Annotated in this window: 12 protein-coding genes; 7 read left to right on the top strand and 5 right to left on the bottom strand. The window is 62.7% G+C overall.

The annotated features are described in order from the left end of the window. Positions 1-30 precede the first annotated feature (30 nt). Together APT59_RS11275 and metH are read right to left on the bottom strand one after the other, a co-directional pair. On the bottom strand, positions 31-1,158 hold the full coding sequence (locus APT59_RS11275; RefSeq protein WP_059314924.1) for a PQQ-dependent sugar dehydrogenase: 1,128 nt from the start codon (positions 1,156-1,158) through the stop codon (positions 31-33). Between the two features lie 93 nt (positions 1,159-1,251). Next, a complete protein-coding gene (metH, locus tag APT59_RS11270) occupies positions 1,252-4,968 on the bottom strand; it encodes a methionine synthase (protein ID WP_174523137.1) in 3,717 nt (1,238 codons plus the stop codon). A gap of 226 nt (positions 4,969-5,194) precedes the next feature. Between metH and APT59_RS11265 the strand changes: the two genes are divergently transcribed. From APT59_RS11265 to nfuA, 3 genes are all read left to right on the top strand, one after another. Next, complete coding sequence (locus APT59_RS11265; RefSeq protein WP_156428952.1) at positions 5,195-6,196, top strand: response regulator; 1,002 nt, start codon at positions 5,195-5,197, stop codon at positions 6,194-6,196. Between the two features lie 2 nt (positions 6,197-6,198). Then, positions 6,199-7,164 (top strand): sensor domain-containing diguanylate cyclase, encoded by a 966-nt coding sequence (locus APT59_RS11260; RefSeq protein WP_059314921.1) that lies wholly within the window; start codon positions 6,199-6,201, stop codon positions 7,162-7,164. An 81-nt stretch (positions 7,165-7,245) separates the two neighbouring features. Then, the gene (gene nfuA / locus APT59_RS11255) at positions 7,246-7,830 is read left to right on the top strand and encodes a Fe-S biogenesis protein NfuA (RefSeq protein WP_059314920.1); all 585 of its coding nucleotides are present in this window, start codon (positions 7,246-7,248) and stop codon (positions 7,828-7,830) included. Between the two features lie 61 nt (positions 7,831-7,891). Here nfuA and APT59_RS11250 read toward each other — a convergent pair whose 3' ends face one another. Then, on the bottom strand, positions 7,892-8,302 hold the full coding sequence (locus APT59_RS11250; protein WP_059314919.1) for a PA2817 family protein: 411 nt from the start codon (positions 8,300-8,302) through the stop codon (positions 7,892-7,894). Positions 8,303-8,444: 142 nt separating this feature from the next. Here APT59_RS11250 and APT59_RS11245 point away from each other — a divergent pair, with 142 nt between their 5' ends. From APT59_RS11245 to queF, 3 genes are read left to right on the top strand one after another with little or no spacing between them, the layout of a single operon-like run. After that, positions 8,445-9,377: an ABC transporter ATP-binding protein gene (locus tag APT59_RS11245; RefSeq protein ID WP_059314918.1), complete on the top strand. Its 933-nt coding sequence runs from the start codon at positions 8,445-8,447 to the stop codon at positions 9,375-9,377. Then, positions 9,374-10,153 (top strand): ABC transporter permease, encoded by a 780-nt coding sequence (locus APT59_RS11240; RefSeq protein WP_059314917.1) that lies wholly within the window; start codon positions 9,374-9,376, stop codon positions 10,151-10,153. The genes APT59_RS11245 and APT59_RS11240 overlap by 4 nt, the downstream gene beginning before the upstream one ends. A 13-nt stretch (positions 10,154-10,166) precedes the next feature. After that, positions 10,167-10,994 carry an NADPH-dependent 7-cyano-7-deazaguanine reductase QueF gene (gene queF, locus APT59_RS11235; protein ID WP_059314916.1) on the top strand — a complete coding sequence of 276 codons (828 nt, stop codon included), beginning with the start codon at positions 10,167-10,169 and terminating at the stop codon, positions 10,992-10,994. Here the strand turns inward: queF and APT59_RS11230 are convergent, their stop codons facing one another. Beyond that, positions 10,995-11,264: a DUF4404 family protein gene (locus tag APT59_RS11230; protein ID WP_007158392.1), complete on the bottom strand. Its 270-nt coding sequence runs from the start codon at positions 11,262-11,264 to the stop codon at positions 10,995-10,997. 144 nt (positions 11,265-11,408) lie between these two features. On the opposite strand from APT59_RS11230, the gene APT59_RS11225 reads away from it, so the two are divergent. After that, positions 11,409-12,110: a VacJ family lipoprotein gene (locus tag APT59_RS11225; protein ID WP_156428951.1), complete on the top strand. Its 702-nt coding sequence runs from the start codon at positions 11,409-11,411 to the stop codon at positions 12,108-12,110. Positions 12,111-12,165: 55 nt separating this feature from the next. Here the strand turns inward: APT59_RS11225 and APT59_RS11220 are convergent, their stop codons facing one another. Beyond that, complete coding sequence (locus APT59_RS11220) at positions 12,166-12,465, bottom strand: PilZ domain-containing protein (RefSeq protein ID WP_059314915.1); 300 nt, start codon at positions 12,463-12,465, stop codon at positions 12,166-12,168. Positions 12,466-12,474: the final 9 nt, after the last annotated feature.

Below are 12,474 nucleotides of genomic sequence, written 5' to 3'. Positions count from 1 at the left end.
GGTCACCCTAACCTGGGGTGACCCTGACCGTCACTTCGGCTGCAGCTCCAGCAGCCGTGCATTGGCGCCGTCTTCCAGTACCCAGAGACTGCCGTTGGGGCCTTCCTCGACGTCACGAATGCGCGTGCCCATGGCATAGCGCTCCACTTCGCGTGCCTCTTCGCCCTTGAGCTCGACCCGCACCAGCGCCTTGGACGACAGCCCGCCGATGAAGGCATTGCCCTGCCAGGCCGGGAAGCGTTGGCCGCCATAGATCATCAATCCGGCAGGGGAGATCACCGGTGTCCAGGTCACCTTTGGCGGGATGAATTCCGGGCGGGTGGAATGATCCGGAATCGGCTTGCCGCCATAGTGGTCGCCGTTGGAGACCTCAGGGTAGCCGTAGTTGCCGCCGCGCTGGATCAGGTTGAGTTCGTCGCCACCCTGGGGGCCCATCTCCTGTTCCCACAGCCGGCCCTGGGCATCGAAGGCGATACCCAGCGGATTGCGATGACCCAGCGACCAGACCTGGGCCGCCACGCCGCCTTGCTTGGCGAAGGGGTTGTCCGCAGGGACACTGCCATCGTCATTGAGGCGGATGAGCTTGCCCAGGTTGCCGGTCATGTCCTGGGCCGGCGTGAATTTCTGCCGTTCACCCGAAGTGATCCACAGCTTGCCGTCCGGGCCGAATCTCATGCGATGGCCGTAGTGACCGTTGCCACTGACCTTGGGCGTCTGCCGCCAGATCACCTTGAGATCGCCGAGCGACCCGCTGCCGTCTTCCTTCAAGGTCAGCTTGGCTCGGGCCACGGCGGCACCCTGGGTACCGTCTTCACCGGCTTCGGCATAACTCAGGTAGATCAGCCCGTTGCTGGCGTATTGCGGATGCAGGATGACATCGCCCAGTCCGCCCTGGCCGGCGGCGACCACCTTGGGCACGCCGCTGATGTCCTGGGCCTTGCCGGTCTGCACATTCAGGTGCTTGAGCACACCGCCTTTCTCGGTGACCAGGGCGGTGCCGTCCGGCAGGAAGGCGATGGCCCAGGGCGCGTCCAGGGTGGCCCTGGGCGTGGCCGTGAAGGGCCACTGATCCTGGGAGAGAGCCTGGGGTGCGGCATTGGCGTTCAGGGTGGCGAGACTGAGCAGGAGACTGCCGGCAGCTAGGGTGAGACCTTTCATGGGCACGCTGTCCTCGTCGGTGGAAGTCCCTACACCCTAGTAGGGACGCCAGCGAAAAGGGCCGCGTTTTTGTTACCTGAGGCGTCTGCCAGACTAGTTGTCGTACCCCAGGTTCGGCGCCAACCACCGCTCCGTTACCGCAAGCTCCTGGCCCTTGCGCTCGGTGTAGCTGCCGACCTGATCCCTGTCGATCTTGCCCACGGCGAAGTACTGGGCTTCGGGATGGGCGAAGTACCAGCCGCTGACCGCTGCTGCCGGGAACATGGCGTAGTGCTCGGTGAGGAAGACGCCACTACGACCGGCCTCGTTGAAGCTCGCCTCGGGATCCAGCAGCTTGAAGAGGGTGGCCTTCTCGGTGTGATCGGGGCAGGCCGGGTAGCCAGGGGCAGGGCGGATGCCCTTGTACTGCTCGCGGATCAAGGCCTCGTTGTCCAGGGTCTCGTCCGCGGCATAGCCCCAGTGTTCCTTGCGCACCTGTTCGTGCAGCCACTCGGCGCAGGCCTCGGCGAGGCGGTCGGCCAGCGCTTTCACCATGATCGAGTTGTAGTCGTCGCCCTTGCGCTCGTAATCCTTGGCCAGCTCTTCGGCGCCGATGCCCGCGGTGACGATGAAGCCACCCATGTAGTCGGTGACGCCGCTCTCCCTGGGCGCGACGAAGTCGGCCAGGGACAGGTTGGGCTTGCCCTGGGGCTTGATGGTCTGCTGGCGCAGGTGGTGCAGGGTGGCCAGGGGTTGGCCGTCTTCACCATAGACTTCCAGGTCGTCGTCGCGTACCTGGTTGGCCGGCCAGAAGCCGAACACGGCGCGCGCCTTGATCAGCTTCTCGTCGATCAGCTTGCTGAGCATGGCCTGGGCGTCGTGGAACAGCGCAGTGGCCGCTTCGCCGACCACTTCATCGGTGAGGATGCGTGGGTACTTGCCGGCCAGGTCCCAGGAGATGAAGAAGGGGGTCCAGTCGATGTATTCGGCCAATACCGCCAGGTCGATGTCTTCCAGCACCCGGGCACCGGTAAAGGTCGGTTTGGGCGCCTTATAGCCGAGCCAGTTGAAGGCCGGCTTGTTGGCCACGGCCTTTTCGTAGGAGAGGCGTTCGGTGCGGGCGCTGCGATTGGCGGTGCGCTCGCGCACCTCGACGTAGTCGGCGCGAGTGCGCTCGACGAAGCCGGCCTTGAGTTCCTTGGACAGCAGCTGGGTAGCCACGCCCACCGCGCGGGAAGCGTCGGTGACATAGACCACGGCATCGTTCTTGTACTGCGGCTCGATCTTGACCGCGGTATGGGCCTTGGAGGTGGTGGCGCCGCCGATCATCAGCGGCAGGGTGAAGCCCTGGCGCTGCATTTCCTTGGCGACATGGACCATCTCGTCCAGCGAGGGGGTGATCAGGCCGGAGAGGCCGATGATGTCGCACTTCTCGGCGATGGCGGTCTGCAGGATCTTTTCCGCCGGGACCATGACACCCAGATCGACGATGTCGTAGCCGTTGCAACCCAGCACCACGCCGACGATGTTCTTGCCGATGTCGTGGACGTCGCCCTTGACCGTGGCCATGAGGATCTTGCCCTTGGCCTCGGGCTTGTCGCCTTTCTCCGCCTCGATGAAGGGGATCAGGTGGGCTACCGCCTGTTTCATCACCCGGGCGGACTTGACCACCTGGGGCAGGAACATCTTGCCCGAACCGAACAGGTCGCCGACCACGTTCATGCCGCTCATCAGCGGGCCTTCGATGACCTCGATAGGGCGCGCGCATTGCTGGCGGCACTCCTCGGTGTCCTCGACGATATAGGTGGTGATGCCCTTGACCAGCGCATGCTCCAGTCGCTTGCCCACCGGCAGGCCGCGCCATTCCTCGGTCTCGGCTTCCTTGACCGCGCCGCCGCCCCGGTAGTCGTCGGCGATGGCCAGCAGGGCGTCGGTGCCTGCCGGGGTACGGTTGAGCACCACGTCCTCGACCCGCTTGCGTAGGGCGGCCGGAATCTCATCGTAGATCTCCAGCTGGCCGGCGTTGACGATGCCCATGGTCAGGCCGTTCTGGATGGCATGGTAGAGGAAGACCGAGTGGATGGCCTCGCGCACCGGGTTGTTGCCGCGGAAGGAGAAGGAGACGTTGGACACGCCGCCGGAGGTGAGGGCGTAGGGCAGGTTGTCGCGGATATAGGCGCAGGCGTTGATGAAGTCGACGGCGTAGTTGTTGTGCTCCTCGATCCCGGTCGCCACCGCGAAGATGTTGGGGTCGAAGATGATGTCTTCGGGCGGGAAGCCCACCTGGTTGACCAGGATGTCGTAGGAGCGGGCGCAGATTTCGTTCTTGCGCGCCTCGGTGTCGGCCTGGCCGTCTTCGTCGAAGGCCATGACCACCACCGCAGCGCCATATCTCTTGCATAGCTTGGCGTGGTGGATGAAGGCCTCGACGCCTTCCTTCATGGAGATGGAGTTGACGATACCCTTGCCCTGGATGCACTTGAGGCCGGCCTCGATCACCTCCCACTTGGAGGAGTCGATCATGATCGGCACGCGGGAGATGTCCGGCTCGGAAGCGATCAGGTTGAGGAAGGTGACCATGGCCGCCTTCGAGTCCAGCATGCCCTCGTCCATGTTGATGTCGATGACCTGGGCGCCGGCCTCCACCTGTTGCTGGGCCACTTCCAGGGCCTCGGCATAGTTTTCTTCGCGGATCAGCCGGGCGAACTTGGCCGAGCCGGTGATGTTGGTGCGCTCGCCAACGTTGACGAACAGCGACTCGCGGCTGATGGTGAAGGGTTCCAGGCCGGAGAGGCGGCAGGCCTTGGGAATCTCCGGCAACTGGCGCGGCGCATGCCTGCCAACGGCCTCGGCGATGGCCTGGATATGCGCCGGGGTGGTGCCGCAGCAGCCGCCGACGATGTTGAGCAAGCCGCTGGCGGCGAATTCCTCGACCACTGCGGCCATCTGCTCGGGGCTTTCGTCGTATTCACCGAAGGCGTTGGGCAGGCCGGCGTTGGGGTGGGCCGAGACGAAGGTATCGGCCTTGGTCGCCAGTTCCTCGACGTAGGGCCGCAGTTCTTTGGCGCCCAGGGCGCAATTGAGGCCGACCGAAATCGGCTGGGCGTGGCGCACCGAGTTCCAGAAGGCTTCGGTGGTCTGGCCGGACAGGGTGCGGCCGGAGGCGTCGGTGATGGTGCCGGAGATCATGATCGGCAGCTCGATGCCGACCTCCTCGAACACCCCCTGGACGGCGAAGATCGCCGCCTTGGCATTCAGGGTATCGAAGATGGTCTCGATCAGGATGAGATCGGCGCCGCCTTCGATCAGGCCGCGGGTGGCCTCGGTGTAGTTCTCCACCAGTTCGTCGAAGGTGACGTTGCGATAGCCGGGGTTGTTGACGTCCGGGGAAATGGAGCAGGTACGGCTGGTGGGGCCGAGCACGCCGGCGACGAAGCGCGGACGTTCCGGTGTCTCCAGGGTCTTGGCATCGGCTACCTCACGGGCGACCCGGGCACCGGCCAGGTTCAGCTCATAGGTGATCTCTTCCATACCGTAATCGGCCTGGGAGACCCGAGTGGCATTGAAGGTGTTGGTTTCCAGGATGTCCGCACCGGCATCCAGGTAGGCCTTTTCGATCTCGGCGATGATCTTCGGCTGGGTCAGCAGCAGCAGGTCATTGTTGCCCTTGACGTCACTCGGCCAGTCGGCGAAGCGTTCGCCCCGGTAGTCCGCTTCCTCCAGCCGATAGCTCTGGATCATGGTACCCATGCCGCCGTCGAGGATGAGAATGCGCTGCGCGAGGGCTTGGCGAAGGGCGGCGAGGCGAGCGGTGCGATCGGTCATGGGCATTCCACACAGATGAAGAGGCAAAGGACAAAGGCTGGCAGCATAGCAAAAGCCAAGGGTGCTCCCGGCATTGGAAGGTCTCTAGAATGAGCAATGCTCATACAGGGTCAGCGGCTCTTTCATTGTCAGCGCCGTCGCGATCCGGCGTGGGCGCCGTGCAAACCGCTGAAGCGCTGCTTTACTGTCTGATGACCGACGTTTACTGTGCGTCAAAACTGCGTCATGGAAGGTGGCCGTGATTCCTCTGGTGATATGCGATGACTCGAACATGGCGCGCAAGCAGCTGGTTCGCTCCTTGCCTGAAGGCTGGGGAGTAGCCATCACCCAGGCCACCAATGGCGAAGAAGCCCTGGCGGCGCTGCGTCAGGGGCTGGGCCAGGTCATGCTGCTGGACCTGACAATGCCGATCCTGGATGGCTATGGCACGTTGGCGGCCATCCGCAATGAAGGCCTGGCCGTCAAGGTGATCGTGGTCTCCGGCGACGTCCAGGAACAGGCGCTGGCGCGGGTTCGCGAACTGGGTGCCCTGGACTTCATTCGCAAGCCCGCGGATCCCGGTGAATTGGCCGCGGTGCTCCAGCGGCATGGTCTTTACACCCCCAATCCCGCGGTTCCAGCGGAGCCGGTCGAGCGTCCCGAACTGCAGGTCAGTTTCCGCGATGCCTTCCGCGAGGTCGTCAACGTCTCCATGGGGCGCGCGGGTGCCCTGCTGGCCAAGGCGCTGGATGTCTTCGTCCAGCTGCCCATTCCGAACGTCAACATCCTGGAAGTCAGCGAGCTGCATATGACGCTGGTGGATGCGCAGCGCGAGGATAGGCTCAGTGCGGTGTGCCAGGGCTACATCGGCGAGGGTATCGCCGGCGAGGCGCTGCTGATCTTCCACGACTCCGAGTTCGATGACATGGCGCGCCTGGTGCGCTGGCGCGAGGCGGGCGAGTCCGGCGACATCGAGATGCTGCTGGATCTGTCGAGCATCATCATCGGTGCCTGCCTGGCCGGCATCGCCGAACAGTTCGACATCCGCTTCTCCCAAGGGCACCCCACCATCCTCGGTCATCACGCGTCCATCGACGAACTCATCGTCATCAACAAGACGCGCTGGAAGAAGACCCTGGCCGTCGAGCTCAGCTACAGCCTGGAAGGCCATAACGTCCACTTCGATCTGCTGCTGCTGTTCACCGAGGACTCGGTGAAGCGCATCACGCGCAAGATCGGCTACCTGATGAATTGAACATGGCCGCACAGATCGATATCAACGAACTCCATTGGCTGCTGGACATCGTGCAGAACATCGATGTCGGCGTCGTGGTGCTGGACCTCGACTACCGCATCGAGGTCTGGAACAGCTTCATGGAAAACCATTCCGGTCGGATTCTCAGCGAGGTCAGCCAGCAATCGCTGTTCGCGGTCTTCGCTGAAATCGACGAGGCCTGGTTTCGCGCCAAGGCTGAAAGCGTGGTCCTGCTCGGCACCCGGGCTTTCTCCATCTGGGAGCAGCGGCCTTACCTGGTGCACTTCAAGAGCTACCAGCCGATCACCGGCGTAGAGGCCTTCATGTACCAGAACGTGACGCTGCTGCCATTGCGTGACTCCACCGGCGCCATCGCCCATATCTGCGTGGTGATCTACGACGTCACCGATGTCGCCATCAACAAGCGGCAACTGGAGTTCTCCAACGACAAGCTGCAGGAGCTGTCGCGCACCGACCGTCTCACTGGCCTGGCCAATCGGGGCTACTGGGAAGAACGCCTTACGGAGGAGTTCGCCCGTCACCAGCGTTATGGCGGTCGTCTGGCGCTGATGATGCTCGACATCGATCACTTCAAGCGTATCAACGACACCTATGGCCATGCCGTCGGTGACCAGGCGATCAAGGCCCTGGCCGGGGTGATCAAGACCCACGTGCGCAACGCCGACATCGCCGGGCGCTACGGTGGCGAGGAATTCGGCGTGGTGCTGCTCGATACGGCGGTGGAGGGTGCCCGGCTGCTCGCCGAACGCCTGCGCGAGGCTGTGGAGGCCATGCGTCTCGACGTGCTGGGCACACCCGTCGCCTTCACCATCAGCATCGGCATCACGGACCTGTCCGTGCCGTTGGGTAATCACGAACAGATGATCCAGCAGGCGGACAAGGCGCTCTATGAATCCAAGCATGGCGGGCGCAATCGGGTGAGCAGCTTCGTTCAGCGGCTGGACTGAGACGATTATCCGACTGTTTCACTAGGGCTTTCGTCGAGGGGTGGGGTGGCGTAAACTTGTGGTACCTGTTGAGGAGTTACCATGAGCGCCATCACCATTACCGACGCGGCTCAGGATTACCTGGCTGATCTGTTGGAAAAGCAGAACACCCCTGGGATCGGTATCCGCATCTTCATTACCCAGCCTGGCACCCAGTACGCCGAGACCTGTATCGCCTACTGCAAGCCTGGTGAAGAGAAGCCCGATGACCAGCCCATCGGGCTGAAGAGCTTTACCGCCTATATCGACGCCATCAGCCAGCCCTTCCTCGAAGACGCCCTGGTGGATTACGCCTCCGATCGCATGGGCGGCCAGCTGACCATCAAGGCGCCCAACGCCAAGGTGCCCATGGTCAACGAGGACAGCCCGCTCAACGAGCGTGTCGACTACTACCTGCAAACCGAGATCAATCCGGGGCTCGCCAGCCACGGCGGCATGGTCAGCCTGGTCGACATCGTCGACGACAACGTGGCCGTGCTGCGTTTTGGCGGTGGCTGCCAGGGTTGTGGCCAGGTCGACCTGACCCTCAAGGACGGCGTCGAACGCACCTTGCTGGAGCGTATCCCCGAGCTCACCGCCGTACGTGACGTGACCGACCATACCAACCGCGAAAACGCCTACTACTAAGTAGCCTGGCGCCCTTGCAGTCGTGAAGGGCTATCGAGCCGATCGATAGCCCTTCGACATTTCAGTGACGCGCTGCGTCTTCCGGCAGGGTCAGCAGGCGCTGTTCCTGCTCCCAGTCGAAGGCTTCGCCGCGGGATTCCGCCTCGTGGCGACGCTCGTCCAGCCGCTGGTAGAGCGCCAGCTCTTCATCCGGCATGAAGTGCAGGCAATCGCCGCCAAAGAACCACAGCAGGTCGCGCGGTACCCGGTGGGCGATCTGCGGATAGCGGCTGAAGATCTGGCTGAGCAGATCCTGGCCGAGATAGGCGTACTCTTCGGGCGCCTGGGGCAGTCCGGCGACCAGCTCATCGAAGCGGTCGAGGAACAGCGCGTGGTTCTCCGAGGGCACCTGCTCGGCCGCGCCGACGTCGGCCAAGACCGCACGCAGCTGGGCGAGGAGGGCGACGTGGTGGGCGAGATAGGAAGTGGCCATGGGTGTCTCCTGAAAAAGCGGCTGCGCAGTATAGGGGCACTGTCCGACGTTGTCTGGTTCGACTAGGATCGAACCTTTGCCCTCCGCCGGGGTTATAGGAAGTAGCACTTTTCTTTGCGAATCAGTTCTTGCCGGGAGGCACATGAGTCTAGCTCTCTCCATTCGTGGTCTGACCAAGACCTACAACAACGGCTTCACCGCCCTCAAGGGAATCGACCTGGATGTGGTCGAAGGTGATTTCTTCGCGCTGCTCGGTCCGAACGGGGCGGGCAAGTCGACTACGATCGGCATCCTCTCGACCCTGGTCAACAAGTCGGGTGGTGAGGTGTCCGTGTTCGGCAACGACCTGGACAAGGATCCCGCAGGCCTCAAGCGCTGCCTGGGCGTGGTGCCCCAGGAATTCAACTTCAACCAGTTCGAGAAGGCCTTCGACATCGTCGTCACCCAGGCCGGTTACTACGGCATTCCCGCGCGGATCGCCGGTGAACGCGCCGAGGAGTACCTCACCCAGCTCGGGCTGTGGGACAAGCGCGATACGCCCTCGCGCATGCTCTCCGGCGGTATGAAGCGTCGCCTGATGATTGCTCGCGCCCTGATCCACAAACCACGTCTGCTGATCCTCGACGAACCCACCGCCGGGGTCGACATCGAGCTGCGCCGCTCCATGTGGAGTTTCCTCACCGAGCTGAACAGGCAGGGGACCAGCATCATCCTCACCACTCACTACCTCGAAGAAGCCGAGCACCTCTGTCGCAACATCGCCATCATCGACCATGGCGAGCTGGTCGAGCACACCAGCATGCGCAAGCTCCTGCAGAAGCTCAACGTCGAGACCTTCATCGTGGACGTGGTCCAGCCGCTGACGGTGGCGCCGCAGCTGGAAGGCTATCCGGCCAAGCTGTTGGGCGATCACTCCTTCGAGGTGCAGATCGACAAGGCCAGCGGGGTCAATGCCCTGTTCCGTCAGCTGGACGCTGCCGGCATCCAGGTCCAGAGCCTGAGAAACAAAGCCAATCGCCTGGAGGAGCTGTTCGTCTCCCTGGTGGAAAAGAATCTAGCCAAGGTCGCCCGATGAGTACCGAATTCCAAGCCAACATGGTGGCGCTGCGGACCATCGTCCATCGCGAAGTGCGTCGCTTCACCCGCATCTGGGCGCAGACGCTGCTGCCTCCGGCGATCACTATGGTCCTGTATTTCGTGATCTTCGGGAACCTGATCGGCAATCGCATCGGCGGCATGGGTGGCTTCACCTACATGCAGTACATCGTGCCGGGCCTGATCATGATGTCGGTGATCACCAATGCCTACAGCAACGTGGTCTCCAGCTTCTTCAGCAGCAAGTTCCAGCGCTCCGTGGAAGAACTGCTGGTCTCGCCGGTGTCGCCGCACGTTATCCTCATCGGCTATGCCATGGGCGGCATCCTGCGCGGCCTTGCCGTGGCGGCCATCGTCAGCCTGCTGTCGTTGTTCTTCACCAACATGCAGGTGCACCACCTGGGCATCATGCTGCTGGTGATCGTCCTTACCGCGGCGATCTTTGCCCTGGGCGGCTTCATCAACGCCGTCTACGCACGCAACTTTGACGACATCTCCATCGTACCGACCTTCGTACTGACGCCCCTGACCTACCTGGGCGGGGTCTTCTATTCCATCGACCTGCTGCCGGCCTTCTGGCAGAAGGTGTCGCTGGTCAATCCGATCCTGCACATGGTCAACGCCTTCCGCTACGGCATCCTCGGGGTGTCCGACATCCGTATCGGGGTGGCGATCGCCTTCATGCTGTGCGCCGTGGTCGTGCTTTATCTGGTCAGCATCCGTCTGCTCGTGAGCGGGCGCGGCATGCGTCATTGAGTGTCTGAGCGTCATGCATAGCGTAGAACAATCGCCCCTGGGCAAAAGCACCGAGTACGTCAGCCAGTACGCGCCGACGCTGCTCTATCCGATCCCGCGCGCGCCCAAGTGGGCGGAGCTGGGCCTGCACGGGCAGAGCCTGCCGTTTCGCGGTGTGGATGTCTGGACCTGTTACGAGCTGTCCTGGCTGCTGCCTTCCGGCAAGCCGGTGGTGGCCATTGCCGAATTCGCCATCCCGGCCGATTCGCCGAACATCATTGAATCCAAGTCGTTCAAGCTGTACCTCAACTCCCTGAACCAGTCGGTGTTCGCCAGCATGGCCGAACTCGAAGCCGTACTGGTCAAGGACCTGAGCGAAGCAGCCGGCGGTGCTGTGGGCGTCAGCCTGGTATCGCTGGATGCCTGGACGACCCGGGGTGTGCAGCGCCCGGACGGCCAGTGCGTCGATGATCTGGATGTCAGCGTGGATCGCTACGCCCACCCGCAGGCGGACCTGCTGAGCGTGGGTGAAGCACGCGATAGTCAGAGGTTCTACAGCCATCTGCTCAAGTCGAATTGCCCTGTCACCGGACAGCCTGACTGGGGCACCGTGGTGGTGGAGTACGCAGAGGGGCTGGCGCTGGATCCGGAAAGCTTGCTGCGCTACCTGGTCGCCTTCCGTCAGCATGCGGACTTTCACGAACAGTGTGTCGAGCGCATCTATCTGGATCTGTGGCGGCTACTGAAGCCGGTGAAGCTGACGGTGTTCGCCCGCTATGTGCGGCGCGGTGGGCTGGACATCAATCCCTACCGAAGCAGTGACGCCATCCAGCCCGCCGCCGAGCGCTACGTACGGCAGTGATCAGATGCCCATGCTGCTCAGGCTGTTCATGATCGAACGCAGCGTGCCGGCCATGGTGGGGTGACTGACCTCGAAACGCTCCACGGCCAGATTGACGCCTTCCACCAGGCTGCCATCCCGGGTATGGGTGGCATCTTCGTTAGCCAGCTGGAATTCGATGTCCCGGATCAGCAGTTCCAGTTCTTCCCGATCCTCGGGCGAGGCGGGCGGATCCTGGTCCAGCTGGTGGCGGAGGTGGTCGAGCTGTTCCTGCAAATGAGAGGTGGTCATGGGGCGTTTCTCCTGTGTTCGGATTCTTTGACCGCAACGGCGGGTCAAAGATCGAGTGACAGCGCCTGGCCCTAAGCCAAAGTGGCAAAGCTATGACTATAATCGGCGCCTTTCAGGCGTCTGAGTGTAACGAGGAGAGAAGCGATGATGATCGAGCGACGTGGTTCCAGGGTCTGGGGAGCGCTCCTTGTAACGGCCTTGACGTTCGCCGGTCAGGCGATGGCGGCTGAAGCCGAGAATCCCGATCCCTGGGAAGGTTTCAACCGCAAGATCTTCGTGTTCAACGATACCCTGGACACCTATGCCCTCAAGCCGGTCGCCCAGGGCTATCAGCGCTTCACTCCCGGCTTCGTGCAGACCGGTGTAAGCAACTTCTTCAACAACCTGGGTGACGTGCGCAACCTGGCCAACGACCTGCTGCAGGGCAAGGTCGAGCACGCCGGGGTCGATACGGCGCGCCTGCTGATGAATACCACCCTGGGTGGTCTTGGCCTGGTAGACGTGGCGACCAAGGCCGGCCTGCAGCGCAACGACGAAGACTTCGGCCAGACCCTGGGCAAGTGGGGCGCCGGTAGCGGTCCTTACCTGGTCCTGCCGTTCTTTGGCCCCAGCAGCATACGTGATGGCCTGGCCCGGGTACCGGACAGCTACACCAGTGCCTATCCCTATGTCGATGATGTGGCCGTGCGTAACAGCGCCTTCGCCCTCAGCACCGTCGATACCCGTGCCGGTCTGCTGCAGGCCGAGCGCCTGATCACTGGCGACAAGTACGTGTTCATTCGCAACGCCTATCTGCAGACCCGCGAATTCAAGGTCAAGGATGGTCACGTGGTCGACGACTTCTAGTCCCGGACCATAAAAAAAGGCAGCCCGTGGGCTGCCTTTTTTATGGTCTTTGCGCCTAGCGCATGTCGAGCACGGACAGGCCAAGCAGCTGCTTGCCCGAATCGCTAGCCTGGATGCGCAGGACCTCGGCATCCGCTTCCAGTCCGGGGAGTTCGGCATGGCTGGAGGGAATCACGACAGTCACCTTGTCACCGACCTGCAGGCTGGTGGCGGCCTCGATCTGGAAACCGGTGCTGGACAAATCGACGCAGCGCGCCTCGAAGGAGGCATCGCCCACCTTCAGTACGGCCTTGGAGTCGATGTGCATGCGAATGAAATCGCGCTTTTCACTGTAAGAGCGGTCAATGGTACTCATGGCAATCCT

Origin of the sequence: Pseudomonas oryzihabitans (genome assembly GCF_001518815.1) — a bacterium.
GTDB classification, from domain to species: domain Bacteria; phylum Pseudomonadota; class Gammaproteobacteria; order Pseudomonadales; family Pseudomonadaceae; genus Chryseomonas; species Chryseomonas oryzihabitans_E.
The sequence above is the reverse complement of the archived record's forward strand: the minus strand, read 5'-3'. Positions and strand labels throughout refer to the sequence as shown.